General features: G+C 35.3%; 20 protein-coding genes and 4 tRNA genes. 7 read left to right on the top strand and 17 right to left on the bottom strand.

Annotated features, from left to right (window positions below; translation table 11 throughout):
• Positions 1–109 precede the first annotated feature (109 nt).
• The 12 genes from HMPREF2917_RS07265 to ychF all read right to left on the bottom strand — a co-directional run bounded on the left by HMPREF2917_RS07265 (position 110) and on the right by ychF (position 12,051).
• The gene (locus HMPREF2917_RS07265; RefSeq protein ID WP_070589922.1) at positions 110–589 is read right to left on the bottom strand and encodes a sigma-70 RNA polymerase sigma factor region 4 domain-containing protein; all 480 of its coding nucleotides are present in this window, start codon (positions 587–589) and stop codon (positions 110–112) included.
• A gap of 154 nt (positions 590–743) precedes the next feature.
• Positions 744–815: transfer RNA gene (locus tag HMPREF2917_RS07260), tRNA-Glu, on the bottom strand.
• A 92-nt stretch (positions 816–907) separates the two neighbouring features.
• Positions 908–2,881, bottom strand: a complete 1,974-nt coding sequence (gene ftsH / locus HMPREF2917_RS07255) for an ATP-dependent zinc metalloprotease FtsH (RefSeq protein WP_070589919.1) — start codon at positions 2,879–2,881, stop codon at positions 908–910.
• Positions 2,882–2,891: 10 nt separating this feature from the next.
• The gene (gene hpt / locus HMPREF2917_RS07250) at positions 2,892–3,434 is read right to left on the bottom strand and encodes a hypoxanthine phosphoribosyltransferase (RefSeq protein ID WP_003018402.1); all 543 of its coding nucleotides are present in this window, start codon (positions 3,432–3,434) and stop codon (positions 2,892–2,894) included.
• A gap of 4 nt (positions 3,435–3,438) precedes the next feature.
• Positions 3,439–4,713 carry a tRNA lysidine(34) synthetase TilS gene (tilS, locus tag HMPREF2917_RS07245; RefSeq protein WP_070589916.1) on the bottom strand — a complete coding sequence of 425 codons (1,275 nt, stop codon included), beginning with the start codon at positions 4,711–4,713 and terminating at the stop codon, positions 3,439–3,441.
• Positions 4,713–5,978, bottom strand: coding sequence for a serine hydrolase (locus HMPREF2917_RS07240; RefSeq protein WP_256324260.1), 1,266 nt, complete (start codon positions 5,976–5,978; stop codon positions 4,713–4,715). The genes tilS and HMPREF2917_RS07240 overlap by 1 nt, the downstream gene beginning before the upstream one ends.
• Positions 5,971–6,099 carry an SP_0009 family protein gene (locus HMPREF2917_RS11720; protein ID WP_003009253.1) on the bottom strand — a complete coding sequence of 43 codons (129 nt, stop codon included), beginning with the start codon at positions 6,097–6,099 and terminating at the stop codon, positions 5,971–5,973. Before HMPREF2917_RS11720 ends, HMPREF2917_RS07240 begins: the two co-directional genes overlap by 8 nt.
• A 3-nt stretch (positions 6,100–6,102) precedes the next feature.
• Positions 6,103–6,471 (bottom strand): FtsB family cell division protein, encoded by a 369-nt coding sequence (locus HMPREF2917_RS07235; RefSeq protein WP_070589912.1) that lies wholly within the window; start codon positions 6,469–6,471, stop codon positions 6,103–6,105.
• The gene (locus HMPREF2917_RS07230) at positions 6,464–6,730 is read right to left on the bottom strand and encodes an RNA-binding S4 domain-containing protein (RefSeq protein ID WP_070589909.1); all 267 of its coding nucleotides are present in this window, start codon (positions 6,728–6,730) and stop codon (positions 6,464–6,466) included. Before HMPREF2917_RS07230 ends, HMPREF2917_RS07235 begins: the two co-directional genes overlap by 8 nt.
• A gap of 68 nt (positions 6,731–6,798) precedes the next feature.
• Positions 6,799–10,293: a transcription-repair coupling factor gene (mfd, locus tag HMPREF2917_RS07225; protein WP_070589907.1), complete on the bottom strand. Its 3,495-nt coding sequence runs from the start codon at positions 10,291–10,293 to the stop codon at positions 6,799–6,801.
• 4 nt (positions 10,294–10,297) lie between these two features.
• Positions 10,298–10,867 carry an aminoacyl-tRNA hydrolase gene (gene pth, locus HMPREF2917_RS07220; protein ID WP_003009246.1) on the bottom strand — a complete coding sequence of 190 codons (570 nt, stop codon included), beginning with the start codon at positions 10,865–10,867 and terminating at the stop codon, positions 10,298–10,300.
• A gap of 68 nt (positions 10,868–10,935) precedes the next feature.
• Positions 10,936–12,051 (bottom strand): redox-regulated ATPase YchF, encoded by a 1,116-nt coding sequence (gene ychF, locus HMPREF2917_RS07215; RefSeq protein WP_003009244.1) that lies wholly within the window; start codon positions 12,049–12,051, stop codon positions 10,936–10,938.
• Between the two features lie 177 nt (positions 12,052–12,228).
• Here ychF and HMPREF2917_RS07210 point away from each other — a divergent pair, with 177 nt between their 5' ends.
• Positions 12,229–12,726, top strand: coding sequence for a DUF1307 domain-containing protein (locus HMPREF2917_RS07210; RefSeq protein ID WP_037608180.1), 498 nt, complete (start codon positions 12,229–12,231; stop codon positions 12,724–12,726).
• A 35-nt stretch (positions 12,727–12,761) separates the two neighbouring features.
• Here HMPREF2917_RS07210 and HMPREF2917_RS07205 read toward each other — a convergent pair whose 3' ends face one another.
• The 5 genes from HMPREF2917_RS07205 to HMPREF2917_RS07185 all read right to left on the bottom strand — a co-directional run bounded on the left by HMPREF2917_RS07205 (position 12,762) and on the right by HMPREF2917_RS07185 (position 17,902).
• Positions 12,762–12,953: a DUF951 domain-containing protein gene (locus HMPREF2917_RS07205; protein ID WP_003002008.1), complete on the bottom strand. Its 192-nt coding sequence runs from the start codon at positions 12,951–12,953 to the stop codon at positions 12,762–12,764.
• 12 nt (positions 12,954–12,965) lie between these two features.
• Entirely contained in the window at positions 12,966–14,102 is a 1,137-nt protein-coding gene (gene dnaN / locus HMPREF2917_RS07200) for a DNA polymerase III subunit beta (RefSeq protein ID WP_021154169.1), read from the bottom strand.
• 159 nt (positions 14,103–14,261) lie between these two features.
• On the bottom strand, positions 14,262–15,620 hold the full coding sequence (gene dnaA, locus HMPREF2917_RS07195; protein WP_003009237.1) for a chromosomal replication initiator protein DnaA: 1,359 nt from the start codon (positions 15,618–15,620) through the stop codon (positions 14,262–14,264).
• A gap of 267 nt (positions 15,621–15,887) precedes the next feature.
• Positions 15,888–16,649, bottom strand: coding sequence for a ParB/RepB/Spo0J family partition protein (locus tag HMPREF2917_RS07190; protein ID WP_003009236.1), 762 nt, complete (start codon positions 16,647–16,649; stop codon positions 15,888–15,890).
• A gap of 71 nt (positions 16,650–16,720) precedes the next feature.
• Positions 16,721–17,902 (bottom strand): serine protease HtrA, encoded by a 1,182-nt coding sequence (locus HMPREF2917_RS07185; RefSeq protein ID WP_045760067.1) that lies wholly within the window; start codon positions 17,900–17,902, stop codon positions 16,721–16,723.
• A 204-nt stretch (positions 17,903–18,106) separates the two neighbouring features.
• On the opposite strand from HMPREF2917_RS07185, the gene rlmH reads away from it, so the two are divergent.
• The 6 genes from rlmH to HMPREF2917_RS07155 all read left to right on the top strand — a co-directional run bounded on the left by rlmH (position 18,107) and on the right by HMPREF2917_RS07155 (position 21,348).
• On the top strand, positions 18,107–18,586 hold the full coding sequence (gene rlmH / locus HMPREF2917_RS07180; RefSeq protein ID WP_003009233.1) for a 23S rRNA (pseudouridine(1915)-N(3))-methyltransferase RlmH: 480 nt from the start codon (positions 18,107–18,109) through the stop codon (positions 18,584–18,586).
• 42 nt (positions 18,587–18,628) lie between these two features.
• Positions 18,629–18,702 (top strand) — tRNA-Arg (locus HMPREF2917_RS07175).
• A 346-nt stretch (positions 18,703–19,048) separates the two neighbouring features.
• A complete protein-coding gene (locus tag HMPREF2917_RS07170) occupies positions 19,049–20,389 on the top strand; it encodes a sensor histidine kinase (protein ID WP_049475057.1) in 1,341 nt (446 codons plus the stop codon).
• Positions 20,386–21,144, top strand: coding sequence for a response regulator transcription factor (locus tag HMPREF2917_RS07165; protein WP_003009229.1), 759 nt, complete (start codon positions 20,386–20,388; stop codon positions 21,142–21,144). The genes HMPREF2917_RS07170 and HMPREF2917_RS07165 overlap by 4 nt, the downstream gene beginning before the upstream one ends.
• 50 nt (positions 21,145–21,194) lie before the next feature.
• Positions 21,195–21,266: transfer RNA gene (locus HMPREF2917_RS07160), tRNA-Glu, on the top strand.
• A gap of 8 nt (positions 21,267–21,274) precedes the next feature.
• Positions 21,275–21,348: transfer RNA gene (locus tag HMPREF2917_RS07155), tRNA-Asn, on the top strand.
• Positions 21,349–21,377: the final 29 nt, after the last annotated feature.

The raw sequence follows: 21,377 nt of genomic DNA, 5'->3' as shown, positions 1-21,377 counted from the left end.
GCGCGACAACTATATTAGTATATCATGACCTTCTCTTACTGTCAACACCTTTTTTAAAAAATTTTTTATTTTTTTGAAAGTTCATTTATACACTGTCAACTTTCAGTTCTTAAATTGAATTTTTAAAATCCTTTAGATAGTTCTCTAATTTCTTTTTCATTTTTGTTTTTCCTAGACATCTTCTGTTTGCTAGTAATGCTTCATATTGTTCTTTTTCTTTTACGGTTAATTTTTCTTTAAAACCTTTTAATGCATCTCTCAGAACAACCAGCTCATCTAAATATATTTTTCTTGATGAAATTCTGTGACTAATTTCTCCAATTTCAATATATGGAAGTCTATTAATTTTTCTCTTATCACTTTCCTGTTGTCTTATTTTATCTTTAATATGATTTCTAAATTTTGTTTTGAAATATGTATAAAGTAATTCTTCATTTGTTTCAATTTCAGGATTTTTTTGATAAAGTTCAAAGAGTGTTAGCTGTCCTTCTTGTTCCCAATCATCCTTTTCCCATAATTGAATATAATACTCTTTTTCACATTTTCTTACGATATATTTTACTTTTTGATACATTTTATTAAATTCCATAAGCTCTCCTTTACTTTTATCTGTATTTTATAAAAATAAAGAAGCCCATTGGACTTTTTTTCTATTCTGTACGTTTTTTTAACTATTTGGTTATTATTTTTGACTATTTTGTTCAAATACACAAAAAAACTGCCACTTGGTGACAGTTTATCGATAGTCCGTACGGGATTCGAACCCGTGTTACCGCCGTGAAAAGGCGGTGTCTTAACCCCTTGACCAACGGACCATTTTTACAACATATTCTATTATACAGAATATTTTTACTCTGTCAACACTTTTTTTAATAAAAAAAGAAGGAAATATTTTCCTTCTTTTGAATTAGTTGTTTTCTTCTAATTTTGACTTAATTTCATCATATGATAGAGGTTTTGCTTCTTCTTCTAATTCATGCTCTGAATTTTCAGGCATTTTTCCTGTTTCATATAATGATTTAATTTGAACACTATCCAAGGTTTCATATTTTAATAGAGCTTCCGCAATTAGTTTATGCGTTTCTCTATTTCCTTGAATAATTTCTGCCGCTTTATTACGGGCTTCATTCAACAGACCACGAACTTCTTCATCAATTTCGTAAGCAGTTTGTTCTGAAATCATTTTTTGTGGGCTTTGAGCACCAAACATCGCATGATTTCCTTCATATTGGACTGGTCCAAGTTTTTCACTCATACCATATTCTGTTACCATTGCACGCGCCATTTGGGTAGCTTGTTCAAAGTCATTTGAAGCACCCGTTGTTTGCGAATTGAAAATAATTTCTTCGGCAACACGTCCTCCCATGAGCCCAGCTAATTGTTCTTTCATATCTTCTTTAGAAAGTAACATTTGATCTTCTTTAGGAAGGGCAATCATGTAACCGCCTGCACGACCACGTGGAACAATCGTAACTTTATGAACTACACGAGCATTTGATAAGACCAGACCAACGATCGTATGACCAGCTTCGTGATAAGCCACCATTTCACGTTCTTTTTGTGAAATCGTCCGATCCTTCTTAGATGGACCTGCAATTACACGATCTTCTGCTTCATCGATATCAGCAGCATCAATCACTTTTTTATTTCGACGAGCCGCAACCAAGGCTGCTTCGTTCAAGACATTTTCAAGATCAGCACCGACAAAACCTGGTGTTTGTTGAGCAACCAATTTCAAGTCCACATCTGGAGCGAGTGGTTTGTTCTTAGCATGAACACGAAGAATCGCTTCACGACCTTTCACATCTGGACGTCCAACCAATACTTTACGGTCAAAACGGCCAGGACGAAGAAGGGCAGGGTCAAGGACATCAGAACGGTTAGTTGCTGCGATAACAATGATTCCTTCGTTGCCTTCAAAACCATCCATCTCAATCAAGAGCTGGTTAAGGGTTTGTTCACGTTCATCATTTCCACCACCAAGACCTACACCACGCTGACGCCCAACAGCATCAATTTCATCGATAAAGATAATGGCTGGTGCTGCTTTTTTAGCATCTTCAAAAAGTGAACGAACCCGGCTAGCACCGACTCCGACAAACATTTCAACGAAGTCAGAACCAGAGATACTGAAGAATGGCACTCCAGCTTCACCAGCTACTGCTTTTGCTAAAAGGGTTTTACCAGTTCCGGGAGGGCCTTCAAGAAGCACACCTGCTGGGATTCTTGCACCCAATCTAGTAAAGCGTTTTGGATCTTTTAAAAATTCAACAACTTCAACAAGTTCTTGTTTTTCTTCTTCAGCTCCTGCTACATCTGAAAAACGAACTTTAATATCTTCTTTATTAGCAGCGCGGGCTTTATTACGACCAAAGTTCATGGCACCTCTGGCACCTCCGCCACCGCCTTGGTTCATCATTGAGAAGAAGAAGAACATGACAATAACAAATGGAACAATTGAAGTGAGAATTGTTATCCACATGCCACTTGAGCTCTCACGCTTAATGGTGATTTCTGCTTTGTGGTCAGCTGCTAATTTTTGTAATTCATTGACAGTGATATCAGATGGAAGGATGACACTAGTAAAGCGAGATACTTTTTGAACACTTGGGGTAAAAAATTGAATTCCTGTATCTTCTTTTGATTCTTTTGCTTTATTATAGGTCCCTGCAATTTCAATCACACTACCATTTGGTTGGTAACTGATTGTTTTTACATTATCATTTTTAATTTCTTTGACCAATTCTGTGTAGTTGATTTGCTGACTTTGACCAACCCCATTACCCGCAAAAAAGTACTGGAATCCTGTCACAGCCGCTACAATAATCAACAAATACAGAAATGGATTTCGGACAAAACCGTTATTTTTTCTGTTATTCATCTAGTCTCCTCTATTTTGAGTACACTTCCTCTTTTAATACACCAACATAGGGTAGGTTACGATAATTTTCATCATAGTCTAAACCATATCCTACAACAAACTCATTTGGAATCGTAAAGCAGGTGTAATCTGCTTCAATCTCAACCAAACGTCCTTCAGGTTTATCCAGTAAGGTAGCAATCTTCACAGATGCTGCATTTCGTTCTTCAAAGAGTTCTTTTAGACTCTTGAGGGTTTTACCTGTATCGATAATATCTTCTACAAATAAAATATCTCTACCAGTAATATCTTGGTCGATATCCTTGATAATATTAATAATACCTGAGCTTGCCGTACCACCATGATAACTTGAAACCAGCATAAAATCCAATTCAATATGTGTATCCACGTGGTTGATCAACTCTGCCATAAATGGAACAGAGCCTTTCAAAATTCCAACAAAAATTGGATTTTTCCCTTGGTACTCTTTTGTTAGGGTTTCACCCAATTTCTTTGCTGCTTCTACAATTTCATCATGTGAAACCAATACTTTTTTTATATCTTTTTCTAACATGTTTTTACCTATCTATTTTTTGAATATAAAGACTATCTTTCATTATACCACTTTTTGAGGGCTTACTCAAATCACTCGTTACCAATCCCACTACAGAAAGAATATTATGATTCTGTTCTATAATGAGAGCTTTTTGCCGAAGCGAAATTGGAATTTTATGGTTGATAAACCACCGTCTTAATTTTTGATGGTGGCCATTAACAAGCAGGTGATCTCCTTCCTTTCTCCCTCTAATTAAGATGGGAGTTTCGCGTGAAACAGAAAGAATTTCTACATTTTCCCCTACTAATGGTTGTCCAAAAGATAGTTTATAATTTGCAATTTCAAAGATATTCCCAAATTCTAACAAAAATGGAAGGGGTTGGTCATCCGACTTTTGACTGATTTTTTGTATTTCAAAGAAATCATATTCTTGATGTAATTCATAATTCGACTTTAAATAATGAATGCAATTTCTTTTTTTTCGCAGTAAATCTAATAATTCTTGAAACTGGGCCCTACCAAGTTGCAAATCTGGAAATTGTGCCAAATACTCTTCTAATAAGAATGATTGTACAGAATGAGAATACGTTCTAAAAGAAGCTAAATCTTGAATGCTTAACTCGCTAGTCAATTCTTTCAGTGCTTGGTGCCAATGATTCACTTCCTCTGCTAAATAGCGAAGACTTGCTTGCATTTGGGGATTTTCTTTTTCAAATTCTGGAAGGTATTGATGGCGTACACGATTTCGAAAATAGTCCTGTGAGTCATTGCTACTGTCTTCAAAGTGAGGGATTTTCATCAACTCATCTTTGGTAAAAGTTAACAAAGGACGGATTAACTCACCCTTACCAAATGGTTGGCGTACAGGAATACCACTTAAATGGCGTAATTTTGTTCCTCGTATTAAGCGCATGAAAGTTGTTTCGGCTTGATCGTTTGCATGATGACCTGTTACTAAAGCGGTGCAATCCTCTTTCTCCATAATCTGTTTAAAAAAATCATAACGAAAGGTACGAGCTTTTGCTTCTGTAAAATCACCCGAATAGTGAGCCACATGGATACGTGTCTCTCGCCTATCAGCTAGCGTTCGAAGTTCACTTTCTTCTAAATCCGATTCTGGTCTTTGTCCATGATTGACATGAGCGAGTACCAGATGGATTTTCAATCGTTCTTTATTCTTATATAAAAGTTCATACAGATTCATTGAATCCAATCCACCAGATAAGGCAACTAAAACACGGCGATGGGGAGTAAATAGATCTTGTTTTTCACAAAACTCTAAAAATCGCTTTTCCATTATTTCAATACCTCATAGATATCTTTTGAAATATTGGAAATCGTATCATAATTCGAATGATCTGTAAAAATGGCTATTACATAGGGTGAATTTGTATATACAATTGCAACATCATGTCTAAAATCATAGGCATCTCCAATTTTATGAGCAACTTTTACTGGAAGGTCACGCGCAATCCGTTGATCATCATATTTTGTAGAGGAGAGTGCATCAATAATAGGGCCATTTTGTTGATAGACAGCCTCCATGACATTGCCAGCCATTTCAGCGGATGCTTCTCTTTTTTCAACATCCCAATGTTTCTTTGCAATTTTATCCAAAGTTTTTTGGAAGTCTTGATCTGATTGATGAGTGACATAATAATTCAAGATATTATGTCCAACATTATCTGATTCTTTTGCAATTTTATCTACCAACTCTTGAACACTATATTCTTTTCCATCTGGTGTTTTTGAAAGGCTACCACTTCCTTCTGGTTCATAGCCACCTTTGAAATCATTGACTTCTGGAATATATTTGTAGGTTGTAGTTGGAGAAATGGCTTTTTTATTGAGCTGTTCTTGGACGTAGTACAAGTATGGTAATTTCGTTACACTGGCAGAATACATTTCTTTTTGCGGATTGATTCCAGCAGTATTTCCAGTCTCTAATTGTTTTACATAGATTCCATATGAAGGAGAATTGTATTTACTATTTAACAAGTCCTGAACTTTTTCCATTCGATTATCTTTTTCAGTAACGAATGATTTGTTCACCCAGCCCTGACCTTCAATCTCCACAAACTCATCTCGTAAAGTCTTAGCTGTACGTAAGACTGTCACTTTTGTATAAGGAGAAAGAGATGTATTTTTTTCCTTTGCACCATTTATTAAGGGTCGGTCGTACACTTTAAAACCAGGTTTTAGCCACATGTCTTGTTTTTTTTCTTGTGTTTCTTGTACAACATCAGAAAAAATGACAGAAGAATCTGCTAATACATATCCTTTATCTGCTATTTTAAATACAGCTTTCCCTTCATTATTTACAAAGAGTTGTTCGATTGTAAACGGTGTGTTGGGGAGAATTTCTCCTTTTACTTTTTTCAACTGAGGATCAGAAAAAACAGAAATTTTGCGATAGACATTAGGGTTCGCTGGAATTGAAGAAAAATAAAGTTCTGATGGATGAGCCATTGTCTGAGAAGACTCAGACTGCTCGATACTCGCTGCTTGAGACCCAATAAATAAAATTGGAACTAACAATAGGAGCAGAAATCGTTTAGACACCTGTGTTCCTTTCCTTTTCATCCTTTTGAAGTTTAATCATTTGGTTTTTCTTTTTTAATTCCTCTAATTTTTCATCTGAAAATTCAAGAAATTGTTTAACTGTTTGTAAGATATTTTCCATCGGTTATTGGGGGAGTAAATCTGGGATGGTATAAACATATTCACCATCTTTTGAAAAAGAATACTTTGCGCGTGCATATTTTGTTGCATAATCATCATCTTTTAATTTTTTAGCGATATCTTGTTGGTATTCTTTTTGTTCATTTGTTTCTTTATACTCTTTTTCCAACTGTTTGTATTGTTCTTTTTTATCTTGTAGCGATTGATAGCTCTGGGCTAAATTATAAGTTGGAAGAATAAATAATAACATGACCAATATCAAGACAAGCCCCAGAAAACGATTACGTTTTTTTCTTTCTTCTTCTAAAAAACGTTTTCGCTGACTTTCGTCTTTGATATATTTATTGTTCATTTGAACGATATTTTTAGGCATCTTCTTCTATCCTTGTTTCACTAATTATTTTGTACATTTTGGATGCATCTTCTTTTTTTGTACTATCCAACATTTCCAAGACTTTAACCGTCAATACTTTATTTCCAAAACGAACTTCAATTTGATCATTCACTTTCAAATCCGTTGAACTTTTGGCTAATACTCCATTGACTTTGATTCGCCCTTTATCTGCAACTTCCTTTGCAACAGGACGACGCTTAATAATGCGAGAAACTTTTAAATATTTATCTAATCTCATACTGTCACCTCTAACATAGTATTGTATCATTTTTTATACATAAAATGCGAAAAATGAGCTAAGAACTTCTAGTCCTCTTCTTTTTCCTGTTTAATTTCCAATAAGGTTTGACCAAATTGCTTCAGAGCTTCTAAAATTTCAAAATCTTTCTTATTTCGAATATCGAAGATCACTTCAATCAATCCTTTTTCCTCTGCAATCTGTGCCTTTAACTGTGTCATTGACAGAGCTTTGAAATAATCCTGTGTTAAAAACAGTTGTTTGGCAATAGGTTCAAATTTCACTGTCACTTTTTGTTGTTTTCTCTCAACAAGACGGACAAAGACTTGATCCAAGTAAGCTTTCACTAAACCAATTTCAAGTAGGTAGGCCACAACATCTGGGTATTCTCCAAAACGATCGATCAATTCATCTTGCAAATATTCATAGTCCGTCGCAGAATTCATTTCACGAATTTGTTTGTAAATTTCAATTTTTTGACGTTGATCTGAAATATATTCATTAGGTAAATACGCATCTATTTGCAGGTTCAACTCTGCATTGCTCTTTTGTCTACGATGCTCTTGGCCTTGTTTCTTAGCAATAGCTTCTTCTAACAATTGAGAATACATTTCAAAACCAACTGAATCGATGAAACCAGATTGAGAAGCTCCAAGGATATTCCCTGCTCCACGGATCGATAAATCTCGCATAGCAATTTTAAATCCAGACCCCAACTCAGTAAAACCTTTAATAGCTTCTAAACGTTTTTCAGACACTTCTGTAAGAGATTTGTCTGGGCGGTACATCAAATAGGCATAAGCAATTCGATTGCTTCGTCCCACACGACCTCTTAGTTGATAAAGCGTTGAAAGCCCCATATGATCCGCATTTTCAATAAAGAGTGTATTGGCATTTGGAATATCCACACCTGTCTCAATAATGGTTGTCGTCACTAAGACATCGTATTCGCCATTAATGAAATCCAACAGGGTATTTTCCAGGCGAACTTCACTCATCTGGCCATGAACAAAGCCAATCGAAGCCTCTGGAATCAACTCTTTTAATTCAGACACCTTTTGTTCAATTGTATCTACCTTATTGTAAAGATAATAGGCCTGTCCTCCACGATCCATCTCCCGCAACACAGCATCTCGAATAATAGTTGGATTGGTCTCTAGTACAAAAGTTTGCACAGGATATCGATTGGTAGGAGGTGTTTCAATGACAGACAAATCTCGAATTCCTAGCATAGACATATGAAGAGTTCGAGGTATAGGGGTAGCTGTCAAGGTAAGCACATCCACCTTTTTTTTCAATTCTTTCAAGGTTTCTTTGTGCTTCACTCCAAAACGTTGTTCTTCATCTATCACGATTAAGCCTAAGTCTGAAAAAACAACATCTTTGGACAAGAGCCGGTGAGTTCCAATAATAATATCCACTCGTCCTTTTTTCAACTTTTCAAGCGTTTCTTTCTGCTCTGCCTTACTCTGGAAACGACTTAAAACAGCAACTTCTACTGCAAAAGATTCAAAACGCTCCTTAAAATTGGCATAATGTTGTTGGGCAAGAACAGTGGTAGGAACCAGCACTGCTACTTGTTTATGATCATTTACTGCCTTAAAGGCTGCTCGCATAGCGACCTCTGTTTTCCCAAAACCGACGTCTCCAACCAGCAATCGGTCCATCGGACGATTCGATTCCATATCTTTTTTAATTTCTTCAATGGAACGTAATTGGTCATCTGTTTCAATATATGGAAAATCTTGTTCAAAAGCCTCTTGGTTTTCATCATCTTGGGAATAGGCAAAGCCTTCTAATTGACTACGCTCCGCATAAAGTTTTATCAAATCATCCGCAATGTCCTCCACCTGGGTCTGAACCTTTTGCTTCGTTTTTTGGAAACGCCCATCATTTAACTTGTTAATTTTTGGCGTTTTTCCATCACTTGCAACGTATTTGGACAACATCTGAATCTGATCGACAGGAATCGAGATGCGATCTCCATTTTGATATTGAATTGAAACATAATCACGATGGACACCCGAAATTTCAATCGTTTCAATTCCCAAATATTGACCAATACCATGAACTTGGTGAACAACATAGTCCCCTTTTTCCAATTCATTATAATTTTTTAGGCGTTCTGCATTGGAAATATTTTGCCTGCGAATCTTTCGTTTGATCTTTTTCTGATAAATCTCTGATTCTGTAATGTAGACAATTTTTTCATCAACAAATTGAAAACCGTGAGCTAATCCTCCAACGACTAATTGACTAGCTTGAGGAATGATCGTATCCCCATCAATATAATCTAATCGAATCCCATACTCTTCTAAATTTTTATGGAGCTGTTGAAGATTGTGATGAGAAGTTGCTTGGACAATAACAGTATAGTTTGATTTTCGATATCGTTCAATTTCCTCTTTTAGTAAATCAAATTGTCCAAAAAACTCCTGCATGGGATATTGATTGAATTGATACAAATGATCAAACTTTAGATTTCCCAATCCTTTTTGAAAGTTTGAAAAATAAGTTGCAGGCGTATATTTTCGTAATGTTGTACTGGTGTCTGCAAAATACACTTGGCGAGAAGAAGCTCTATTTTTATGTAAATCTTCCGTCAAGAGATTAGCTGTATCTAGTTCAAATCTCGCTATTTGATCTGCTATTTTTTGATAATCATCCAGAAAGACTGGAGTGTGTTTAGGGAGATAATCGAATAGGGTATATTGTTTCTTGTAAAAGAAACTAATAAATTTTCTAAGATCCGGATGGAGTTTCCTTTGAGAAATATCTCCTAAAATTTCTGCTAGATAAGATTTAAATTCTTCATTCGCGCTCTGTTCTTGCAATTGTTCGATTTGCTGCTGACCACGGATAAAATCTTCCTCTTGCAATAATAGATCACTCACTGCTTTCAGTTGAACTTCTTCAACATTTTCAACAGAACGCTGACTTTCTGGGTCAAAGATTCGGATTCCATCAATCTCATCTCCGAAAAATTCAATCCGATAGGGTTGGAGTTGGTCGATCTCAAAGATATCTAAAATATCTCCTCGTAGACTAAACTCTCCCTGTTGCAAAACTTGGCTCACCTTTTGGTAGCCAATCTTCTGTAATGTTTCACTCAGAGTAGTTAAGTCTATTTCTTGACCAACCTTCAATTGAAAAATGCTAGATACAAAAACTTTAGGAGAAGGTAATAGTAGTTTTATACCACTCACATTGGTCACAAGGATGCCTTGACGATCTTCTTGGCATAAAAAGTTCAAAGCCTCTAATCGTGCAAATTGCCTTTCTTGTGAAGCAAAAACAAATTCTGCTAAAGGGTTATCATCTCCCAAAAATGTATGGACTTTCTCTTCTCCAAGTAAGGCAATAAAATCACTGGCCAATCGTTCTGCTTCGTTATAACTGGAAGTGATGAGGACTGCTTTTTCAATAGAATCAAAGGCTGAAGCCATTACAATAGCCTTTGTGGTCGCAGATAATCCTAAGATCAATTCCCTATTATTTTTTTGCAAACCTTGTTGCCAGGATAGAAGGTTGGAGTTTTGACTCACTAAATCAATTACATTCATCTACTTACCCGTTGTATTTCTGCATGCTTCTTTCAAAATTTTCTTCTACCAAGTAATCATTAACCGCTTCTTCTACTCGATCGATTGTTTGTAGAATAGTGATGTAATCGTCTTTATCAAATTTTCCTAAGACATGATGAACAACTGACATGCCCTGCTTAGGTCTTCCAATTCCAATCTTAATTCGATAAAAAGTCTGAGTTCCAATATGATTGATAATCGATTTGATTCCGTTATGACCTCCAGCTGATCCTTTCGCTCGAAGACGAATCTTACCAACTTCCATATCTAAATCATCGTAAATAACCAAAAGATCTTCAATATCCAGACCATAATAAGTCAGAAGGGCATGGACTGCTTTTCCACTCTCATTCATGAAAGTGGTCGGCTTTACAAAATAGACCTTTTCTCCATTCAAAAATGTTGAGGCGATATCAGCTTGAAAAATCTTATCATGGGAGAAAGTAAGATTTAAAGACTTTGCCATTTGATCAACTAACATAAAGCCTACATTGTGTTTGGTTTCAAAATACTTATCACCTGGATTTCCCAATCCAACAATTAATTTCGTCATCTCTTTCCTTTCAAAACACTAAAAGGGTTGGAAATATTTTTTCCAACCTTTACATCTTTTTAACTCTCTTATACATTAAAACGGAATTCCATGATGTCCCCATCTTGGACAACATATTCTTTTCCTTCTTCGCGCAAGCGTCCTGCTTCTTTTACAGCCTTTTCAGAACCGTATTTGACCAAATCATCATAGGACATAGTCACGGCACGAATAAATCCTTTTTCAAAATCAGAGTGGATGATTCCAGCAGCTTGAGGAGCTTTCATGCCACGTTTGAAGGTCCAAGCACGCACTTCTTTTTCACCAGCTGTGAAATAAGTGCCAAGTCCCAACAAGTGATAAGCTGCACGCGTGAGTTTATCAACTCCAGATTCTGTTAGGCCAATCGCCTCTAAAAATTCTTGTTTATCTGCATCATCTAGCTCAGAAATTTCTTCCTCAGCACGCGCAGAAATCACCACGACTTCCGCATTCTCTGTTGCCGCAAAGTCACGAATTTGCTTCACATAGTCAATAGAATCTGGATCTGCAACAACATCTTCATCCACATTGGCTACATAAAGAACTGGTTTGGTAGTCAAAAGGAAAAGTCCTTTCACCACTTTTTGTTCTTCCTCAGTGAATTCAATGGTCCGAGCTGATTTACCATCTTCAAGAACTGGTTTGATTTTTTGTAGAACATTAAATTCTGCAACAGAATCCTTATCTTTTTGTGTACGAGCGATTTTTTCTACACGCGCATAGCGTTTATTGACAGACTCTAAGTCAGCTAAAATTAATTCTAAATTGATGGTATCAATATCTGCTAGTGGATCAACAAAGGCATCTTCACGACCTTGCTCCCGCATGACATTTTCATCATCAAAAGCACGCACTACATGGACAATGGCATCTACTTCACGGATGTTGGCCAAGAATTTATTACCAAGTCCTTCTCCCTTAGAAGCCCCTTTCACAATCCCCGCAATATCTGTAAATTCAAAAGTAGTCGGAACTGTCTTCTTAGGAGTAATCATTTCCGTCAATTTTTGGAGGCGTTCATCTGGAACTTCTACCATCCCAACGTTTGGATCAATGGTTGCAAAGGGATAGTTTGCGGCCTCTGCTCCTGCTTTTGTAATTGCGTTAAATAGGGTTGATTTACCAACATTTGGTAAGCCAACGATACCTGCTGTTAATGCCATTTTTCTTTTTCTCCGTTCAAATTTCAATCTCTTTTATTATAACATAATTCAAAAGACAAGTGATGAAAAATGAAATATTTCATCACCTTTGAAACTAGATTTTTTCATCAAACTGTAACGTTCTAAAAAGATAAAAATGGTATACTATATTTAACAATGAACAAAGGAGTTTTTCAGATGAAAAAACAAACATGGAAATCTATTTTTCTTTCTTTAATCGCTATCTTTACTCTCTTTCTTCTTGGAGCTTGTGGACAACAATCTGTTCAAAAATCCTATCTTCAGGCAATCAACCAAGAAAAGAAAACAGATGTTCGTATTACACTAGAACATAAAGGTGATAAAGCGATCAGTAACCAAACCACCACTACTATTTATTACAAAGAGGCGGGAGTTACGAAAGATCAATTAAAGGAAATGATCGATAAATATGATGAAGAATACAAAGATGTCAAAGGATTCACACATTCTGCTGAATACAAAGATGATTATATGGTTGAAAAAACAACTCTAAATTATGAAAAGGCAGACTTAGATCAACTAATTGAAAAGAAATTAGTAACAACACAAAAAGATAAAAAAGTCGACTATATCAGCTTCAAATCAACTTTTGATATGATGAAACAAAGTGGTTTCAAAGAAGTTAAAAATGGAAAATTTGAAGAATTAAAATAATCGAAAAGGTTCGGTCACATAAGTGACTGAACCTTTTATAGTACTTTCTTCATTTTCTGTTCAAAATCATGGCGACTCATCATGACCACATGATCACAATTGCTACACTTGATTTTTATGTCTGCACCAAGTCGCGTAATTTCCCAACGATTTGCCTTCTTGCCTGTTTCTTTAATCACACAAGCGTGAGGCTTTTTCATTTCTACAAAATCACCTAACGTATACATGATTCACCTTTGTTAATTTGTGCGAACTGGCGTAATCAATTGAATGAACCCTTGTTCATTTCCTTCTGGAACCAATGTAAACGGTCTAACAGAAGAAATAAAACGAATAACAACTTGTTCACTGTCAATAGCTTTGAGCGCTTCAATCAAATAAGTTGGATTAAAGCTAATAGACAAATCCTCTCCTGAAACGGCGCTCGTATCGATCTCTTCATTTACTCGCCCAACTTCTGGTGAATGAACGTGGGAAGAAACCACTCCATTTTTGAACTCTAATTTAACCGTTCCGTTTTGAGTCGCATTTGAAAGAAGACGAGCACGCTCCATTGCAAATCGAAGGTTGGCCACATTGAAGGTTGCCTCTGTATTGAATTCTGTTGGAATGAGACGGTCTGTATCAGGATAATTTCCTTCTAGCAAACGGGTATAGAAACTAATGTGTTCACTTCTAAAGAGAATTTGATTGTTTGCAAAGAAAACTTCAACTGTTTCAATATCATCAGAAAAGACAGAGGTGAATTCACGAAGAGAGCGACTTGGGATGACAACATCAAAGTTGTCTCCATTTTTCTCCAGTGTAATCACTTTTTGACTCATACGGTGAGAGTCTGTTGCTACTGTTTTTAGCTCTTTATTATCTGATAAAACAAAGTGAACACCAGTCAAAATTGGACGACTTTCTTGTACACTTGCTGCAAATGCTGTTTCATTAATTAATTGTTTTAATAATTTTGTTTCCAAAACTAATGGATTACTTGCAGCAATTTCTTGAATACGTGGATATTGATCTGCATCTTTTCCTTTAAGTGTAATTTCTGATTTTCCACTTGTTAAAAGAACCTGTTTTTGTTCAATCTCTTTAAAATCTAAAGTAACATCTGGTAAACTTGAAACCACATTAATAAAGAAAGTTGCTTCTAATAAAATAGAACCTGGAGAGGTCACCAATAAACCAGCATTTTCATCTTTGATAGAAATAAAGTTTTCAATTGAAATTTGGCCATTCGATCCAGATAAGGCAACTCCTTCTGGAGTGACATCAATTTTAATCGTGGAAAGGATTGGAATAGCATTTTTTGAACTGATCGCTCTTTTGGTAGTATTTAGTGCTTGTAAAAATAAAGTTTTGTTAATAGAAAAATTTATCATGGTCATTCCTTTTATTTATTTTATGATTAGTAAGATAATAGTAATAGTAGATTGTGTGGAAGTTGTGGAAAACTCTCAGAATCCTGTCTATGACTTGAAAAGTTACTTGTTTAAAAATTGTGCATAACCCCTAGAATTTTAGAGGAAGTTATCCACAGATTAATTTAACTTTTTCTTGATACTTTGAATTTCGAGTCGTAGATTATCATCTGTGTCGACCATACTTTTAATTTTTTCATAGGCATGAATGACAGTCGTGTGGTCTTTCCCACCGAATTCTTTTCCGATTCGAGGAAGTGAGTTGTCCGTCATCTCTCTTGAAAGATACATGGCTACTTGTCGTGCTAGGACAATATTCTGAACTCTTCGAGAACCTTTGATTTCTTTTACACTGACTCCATAAAAGGCTCCAACTGCTTCCTGAATTTTTTCAATGGGGATGACAAGCGTCTTGCTATTATCGTTTTTACGAGCTCGAATAGCTTCAGCTGCAACATCGATCGTAATTTCTTTTAGTTTTTTAACCTTCGCCATTAAAGAAATATCATTTAAGGCACCTTCTAAGTCTCGGACATTTGAATCAAACTGACCAGCTAGATATTCTAGTGTGTCATTAGGAAAAATATAGTCTAGATCTTCAATTTTATTTCGTAAGATGGCAATCCGAGTTTCAAAATCAGGTGGTGTTATATTTTGCGTGAGTCCCCATTTGAAACGAGTAACCAGCCGCTCTTCAAGACTATCTAAATGATCCGGACTTCGATCGCTTGTTAGAACAATCTGTTTGTTGTCGCTATGGAGGGCATTAAAGGTATTAAAAAATTCCTCTTGAGTCGTGACTTTTTTACCACCAAGTGACTGGATATCATCAATCAATAAAAGATCTAAACTTCGATAGGTATTCTTGAAAGTTTTCATTTCTCCTAATCGAAGGTGCTCTAAAAATTCATTAATAAAGGTTTCTGCTGGGACATACTTAACCCGTGCATTTGGAATATTTTCTAGGATTTGATTTCCAATTGCGTTCAATAGGTGAGTCTTTCCAAGTCCTGGTCCACCATAGATAAAGAGAGGGTTGTAAGTTGTTGCAAGATTTTCAGAAACTGCAAGCGCTGCTGCTTTCGCCCAAATATTTCCATCCCCTTGCACAAAATTATCAAAGGTGTACTTTGATTTCAGGCCTGTATCAATTTTAGGCAACGGTTCGGTTGTTAAGCTACCTGAAGATAATCTCCTATTCTCACTGCTATGACTACTAGGAATTTCTTCGGTATCTTCAAAAACGAAATGGAACTTCAAATCTGTATTGTAGACTTCAAAGCTGGCTGTGATCAAAGCATTTTTTAGATTTGTTTCCCAAAATAATTCTTTATAATTTCCATCAAGATAAATGGTAGCCGTCTCTCCATCGATTTTTACTAATTTTGAATCGGCGACAAAAAAATCATAGGCACTATCTTTTAGTTGTAATTGGGCTAATTCTAAAAAACGAGACCAAAATTGCTCTTCTTGTGACACTATCAGACTTCCCTCCTTTTCTTGAATTGTATCAAATCATACGTACTCCTATTCTACCACAAACAAAAATAGTTTTCCACAGGTTAAATTTCATGAAATTAAATTATAGTTTTAAACTTTTCCACAAGTTGTGGATTTAAATTCACATTGTTTTTAAAAGTTATCCACAAAGTGGGGATAACTAGAGAATATCCTTATTTTTCTGCTATTTACAAAAGATTTTTATGGTGGAAAAGCTTGTCAATACAAAAAATAAAAATAACAGCCTTATTTGAGGCTGTTGATAATTCGTTGGTATTCATCAAGACTGGAAAAAGAAATTTGGATAGTTCCTTTATTTTGAGAAGAGGAGTGTATCGTCACATCTGTTCCTAATATTTTTTTCAATCGTTGTTCCTCTTCTAGTAGGAAGCTCTCTTTTGCTTTTTGTTTTTTCTGTTTTCTTTTTGAACTGATCTTGCTTTCTAATGTTCGAACATTTAAATGATCCTGTTTGATTCGCTCCAACCAAAAGCGCTGCTCTTCTTCATCAAGAGGAACAAGAACACGCGCGTGAGCCGAAGAAATATCATTTTGAATGACTGCTTCTTGAACAGAGGGAGCTAGATGTAACAAGCGAAGCATATTGCTGATATAGGGTCTAGATTTCCCCATAAATTGAGCGATTTGGTCGTGCTTATAGCCATGATCAACGAGCTTCTGGTAGGAGATAGCTTCTTCAATTGGATTGAGATCTTCTCGTTGAAGATTTTCAATAATGGCTTGTCGCATCATTTCTTGATCCGTTAACTCTTTAATAATCGCAGGAACAAGCTCTAATCCAGCAATTTTTGAAGCTCTAAAACGTCTTTCACCTGCAAGCAATTCAAAACCAATTATTGGAGATTTTCTGACAATAATGGGTTGAATTAAGCCATTTTCTTTGATTGACTGAGCCAGTTCTTCTAATTTTTCTTGATCAAATACTTTTCTTGGTTGGAAAGGATTGGTTCGAATGTCCTTTACCGCTATTTTTTCTAATTTTTCCATCTTATGAATAGAATAACACACCTTTACAAATTCGTAAAGGTGTGTTTACAAGTATGTCAAGAAAGTGAAAGTTAATCGCTCAGATCCTCAGTTGATTTTGTCAACTTGATAGAAGTTGTTTGTTGTTTTCCATCACGATAGAATGTGACCTTGATCGTATCATTGATTTGGTGAGAATAGAGGGCGGATTGTAAATCTGCCGTTGACTCGATATCTGTATCATCGATCTTTGTGATGACATCATAACGTTGCAATTTATCTGAAGCAGGCATATTTTCAAGTGTTGAACGAACCAGTACTCCTCCAGAGATTTTTTCAGGAAGTTTTAATTGGCTTAAATCAGAAGTTGAAAGGTTGGATAAATCCATCATTTGGATTCCAAGAGCTGGTCGAACTACTTTTCCTTTTTCTTCTAGCTGCTTGATAATATTGACAACATCATTTGCAGGAATTGCAAATCCCATTCCTTCTACTGAAGTTTGTCCGTTATTTGAAATTTTACTTGAGGTAATCCCGATGACTTGTCCTTGAATATTGATTAATGGACCTCCAGAGTTTCCTGGGTTGATGGCTGCGTCTGTTTGTAAGGCGCGTGTAGAGATATTTTGTCCATTATCGGCTTTCAATTTCACATTGCGGCCTTGGCTGGAAATAATCCCTTGGGTAACAGAATTAGCATAATCTGTTCCAAGAGGGCTACCAATTGCAATTGCAGTCTCACCGACCGTTAATTGGTTTGAATCTCCGAATTCAGCTACTGCCTTTGCTTTATCTGCACTAATGCGAACGACTGCAATATCAGAATAGACATCTGACCCAACTACTTCTCCGGGGACTTTATTCCCATCTGCTAAAAGAATATCTACTTTTTTAGCACCATTGATCACATGGGTATTGGTAACAAGGTAGGCATATTTTCCTTCTTTTTTATAAATGACCCCAGAACCTTCACTAGAAATTTGTGAGTCAGAGTTTTCTTCTTTTTCAAATAACCCTTGATTCGAAGAATCAGAATAAGTAATCACAGAAACTACAGCATTTTTCACCTTATCTACGGCCTCACTAGTTGAGGTTGTATTTTTATAAGCTGTTTTAACAGTGGTTGAGTGTACTTGCTTACTTTCAGTATTTGAAGTAGAAGAATGAGAGGTTTGTAAGGTTAAAAAGGTTCCAAGAATCCCACCTAGAAAACCTACAACGAAAATGAGGGTTATGTTTCCAAGTTTTTTCAGTAAATTAGATGAAGATTTCATATTTTCCTCCTAAGGATATCAAATTGTCTAAAGTATAGAAAAACTTTCTTAATTATATCTTAAACAACTAAAGTTATCCACAAATTGTGGATAAGTTGTAGAATTTAGTTGAGAAATGGCTTTAAAAAGGACTTTATAGAATAGATTTCCTTTCTATAGCTGTGGATTATTTGTGGAATTGAAGAATTATGCTACAATAGGGGAATGAAAATTAAATTGATAACCGTTGGAAAATTAAAAGAAAAATACTTAAAAGATGGGATCGCGGAGTATATTAAAAGGCTTGGTCGATTTGCAAAAGTAGAACAGGTTGAGTTAGTTGATGAAAAAACTCCAGATCGTGCCAGTCAACTCGAAAATCAACAAATCCTTGAAAAAGAGGGGGAACGAATTCTCTCTAAGATTTCAGATAAGGAATATGTGATTGTATTAGCCATCGAAGGAAAACAATTTCCTTCAGAGAAATTTAGTCAAACGATTGACCAGATTATGACATCTGGTTATTCAAACCTTACTTTTGTTATTGGAGGCAGTCTTGGTCTGTCTCCTGAAGTGAAAAAAAGAGGAAATCTATTAATGAGCTTTGGTCAATTAACTCTTCCTCATCAGTTGATGAAATTAGTGTTGGTGGAACAAATCTATCGTGCTTTCATGATTCAACAGGGGAGTCCTTACCATAAATAACCTTGACGCTCCTTCCTTTTTCTGCTAAAATGAAGTAAGTTCGGTCTCATAGCTCAGCTGGATAGAGCATTCGCCTTCTAAGCGAACGGTCGCAGGTTCGAATCCTGCTGGGATCAAATGAGAGATGCAGCTTTTGCTGCATTTTTTTATGTAAGAATGTATAAATTTTCATTATCTATTAATTTTTGTATACTTCACTATAGACAAATAGTAATGAAATGATTTATTAGGAATATTTTTAAAAAAGAACTAACAATCCCTATATAGTGCAAAATGTAGATTATATAAATTGTGTAAAATAGTTTTCATTCATGTAACAAAAACATTAAAAACATTACAATTTTACCTATTCCCTTTAATTTTAGGCTATTTTATATTATAATTTTTTGTATATAAAATTTTATTTTTTTATAATAATACTAGAGTATAATAAAATAGAAAAAACAAAGTGGGAGAGTTTGTGTGATTCAGTCATTAATCTTGTCTTTTCTCTTGGGAGGGATCATTGTTCTGACGTTTGCGTTAGTGGACGAAAAAATCTATCAGGAACATCAATTTGCATTTATCTTTCTGCTGAGCACCTTTGTTCTTCTTTTTGAAAGTCTCTTAGTATTTTTAGATGTGACTTTATTTTCAAATATTCGACTCTCTGATTTAAATATGCTCTTATGGCCGGTTTATTTATATCCTTATTATCATTATGCCAATCGGACGAATCGCTTGTGCGCCATTTTTTATTCTTTTTTTACTTATTTAGCGGTTGAAGGAACAGCAACTTTTCTGACGATAATTGTCTCTTCAGTGTTGGGAGATGCTGTTGTAGCAGCTTACTCGATTGTCTACAATATGTGTATTCGTTTGCTTTCTTTAGGAATCATTTTGAAGTTAATTGACTTATTTGAATTTGATTTCACTCCTTTTTATGAGCAAGAATTTGAAAAATATTTAAAGAAACTCATCTGTGTCTATTTTGCTATATTTGTAGTGATTAATTTTGCTTTATGGATTAGTGAACAAGCGCAATTTAAAAATTTTGGGAGTATGTTGGCAACGATTTGTTTTTTCTCTTTTGTAGTCAGCTTATTCCATATGAAAATCGAGCGAGATCAGTATCGTAAAAATTTAGAACTGGAGTATAAAGAATTTTCTGAGCAACAAATGAGTCGGTATATGGCTGAAATTCAAAGTCTCTATTCTATTGTTAGGGGATTTCGTCATGATTTGGGAAATTTAGTTATTTCTATGTCATTAGCTATTGAGGAAGAAAATATTCCAGAAATACAGAGAATCCATAGAGAAGTATTGGAAAAAGGTTATAAAGAGATCAATACAGAAGCATTATCAGGATTCAACTTGGTCAATATCAAAGATTCTGCTTTACGAAGTATTTTGATTCGAGGTTGGTTGGATGCAAGAGATGCTGGGGTAGAAATGACCTTTGAAACGAGTGAACCAATCGAGCAACTACCAGTTGATTTATTGGATATCGTGAGAATCGTTGGGATTCTAGTGACAAACGCTTTGGAAGCTTCAAAAGAAGCAGAAGAAAAGAAAGTTCATATTGCTATTTTCTCTATTTCAAAAATTGTTTACTTAGTGATTCATAATACAACAAATGAAATCACTTTTGATATTAGAAAAATATATGAAGAAGGCTATTCGACAAAAGGAGAAAATAGAGGACTAGGATTAAATAATGTGAGAAAAATCTTAGCAAATTATGGAACGATGTTTTTAGAAACGGAATTGCAAGGAAATCGTTTTTTACAAGTTTTGAAGATTGGAGGATACGAACAAGAATGAAGATTTTTTTATTAGAAGATGAGCTCTCTCAACAGATACGGGTAGAAAAACATATTGCAGAAATTGCTAAGGAATTAGAAATTAAACTTGAAGTGATTTCTACCGGTAAAATTTCGGAATTTGAAAATTATATCCAACATTCGGATATCCACCAATTATATTTTCTAGATATTCATATCCAAGACAATGAGTATTGTGGGCTGGAAATTGCTCAAAAAATACGAGAAGCAAATCCTTATGCCATTATTGTTTTTATTACTACAAAATCAGAATTCGCTTCGATTACCTATCGTTATAAAGTATCTGCCTTAGATTTTATTGATAAAAATTTGAATGAAGATTTATTTAGATTAAAAATCAAGGAGTGTATTGAGTACCTAACAACTATTCAAATTGGAAATGATGATTTGACAGATTATTTTGAGTATGACTTTAAGGATAAAAAGATAAAAATTCCATTTAAGGATATTCTTTATATTGAAACTGTTGGTTCGGCTTATAAATTAAACTTAGTTGGGAAAAATTTTCAAAAAGAAATTGCGGGAAGTTTATCAGATGTCTTGGAGAAAGATGTGGAGGAGAGATATTTCAGTCCCCATCAATCTTTTATCGTGAATAGAAGTATGATCATTGGAATGGATAAGAAAAAGAAACAGCTGCTGTTGAAAGAAGGGTATTCTTGTCCAATCTCAAGAAGCAATATCAAACGTGCCAAAAAATTAATTGAAGAGCAAAATTTAGAATTTAGTGCTTGACAATTAGTTAAATTTTGATATAATGGGATATGTTCTGTTAATGAATATATGGTCCGTTGGTCAAGGGGTTAAGACACCGCCTTTTCACGGCGGTAACACGGGTTCGAATCCCGTACGGACTATATCTCATTCCGCCATAGCTCAGTTGGTAGTAGCGCATGACTGTTAATCATGATGTCGTAGGTTCGAGTCCTACTGGCGGAGCTAGTATAGCACCCATTTGGGTGTTTTTT

Origin of the sequence: Streptococcus sp. HMSC061E03, assembly GCF_001813505.1 — a bacterium.
GTDB lineage: Bacteria > Bacillota > Bacilli > Lactobacillales > Streptococcaceae > Streptococcus.
This window is presented reverse-complemented; position numbering and strand designations above follow the sequence as displayed.

Excerpts from the sequence above, each read along its gene's own strand:
- ychF (WP_003009244.1), bottom strand. The coding sequence starts at position 12,051 with ATGGCATTAACAGCAGGTATCGTTGGCTTACCAAATGTTGGTAAATCA.
- HMPREF2917_RS07265 (WP_070589922.1), bottom strand. The coding sequence starts at position 589 with ATGGAATTTAATAAAATGTATCAAAAAGTAAAATATATCGTAAGAAAA.
- HMPREF2917_RS07235 (WP_070589912.1), bottom strand. The coding sequence starts at position 6,471 with ATGCCTAAAAATATCGTTCAAATGAACAATAAATATATCAAAGACGAA.
- mfd (WP_070589907.1), bottom strand. The coding sequence starts at position 10,293 with ATGAATGTAATTGATTTAGTGAGTCAAAACTCCAACCTTCTATCCTGG.
- ftsH (WP_070589919.1), bottom strand. The coding sequence starts at position 2,881 with ATGAATAACAGAAAAAATAACGGTTTTGTCCGAAATCCATTTCTGTAT.
- dnaN (WP_021154169.1), bottom strand. The coding sequence starts at position 14,102 with ATGATAAATTTTTCTATTAACAAAACTTTATTTTTACAAGCACTAAAT.
- HMPREF2917_RS07230 (WP_070589909.1), bottom strand. The coding sequence starts at position 6,730 with ATGAGATTAGATAAATATTTAAAAGTTTCTCGCATTATTAAGCGTCGT.
- pth (WP_003009246.1), bottom strand. The coding sequence starts at position 10,867 with ATGACGAAATTAATTGTTGGATTGGGAAATCCAGGTGATAAGTATTTT.
- HMPREF2917_RS11720 (WP_003009253.1), bottom strand. The coding sequence starts at position 6,099 with ATGGAAAATATCTTACAAACAGTTAAACAATTTCTTGAATTTTCAGAT.
- HMPREF2917_RS07190 (WP_003009236.1), bottom strand. The coding sequence starts at position 16,649 with ATGGAAAAATTAGAAAAAATAGCGGTAAAGGACATTCGAACCAATCCT.
- tilS (WP_070589916.1), bottom strand. The coding sequence starts at position 4,713 with ATGGAAAAGCGATTTTTAGAGTTTTGTGAAAAACAAGATCTATTTACT.
- hpt (WP_003018402.1), bottom strand. The coding sequence starts at position 3,434 with ATGTTAGAAAAAGATATAAAAAAAGTATTGGTTTCACATGATGAAATT.
- HMPREF2917_RS07185 (WP_045760067.1), bottom strand. The coding sequence starts at position 17,902 with ATGAAATCTTCATCTAATTTACTGAAAAAACTTGGAAACATAACCCTC.
- HMPREF2917_RS07210 (WP_037608180.1), top strand. The coding sequence starts at position 12,229 with ATGAAAAAACAAACATGGAAATCTATTTTTCTTTCTTTAATCGCTATC.
- HMPREF2917_RS07165 (WP_003009229.1), top strand. The coding sequence starts at position 20,386 with ATGAAGATTTTTTTATTAGAAGATGAGCTCTCTCAACAGATACGGGTA.
- rlmH (WP_003009233.1), top strand. The coding sequence starts at position 18,107 with ATGAAAATTAAATTGATAACCGTTGGAAAATTAAAAGAAAAATACTTA.
- HMPREF2917_RS07205 (WP_003002008.1), bottom strand. The coding sequence starts at position 12,953 with ATGTATACGTTAGGTGATTTTGTAGAAATGAAAAAGCCTCACGCTTGT.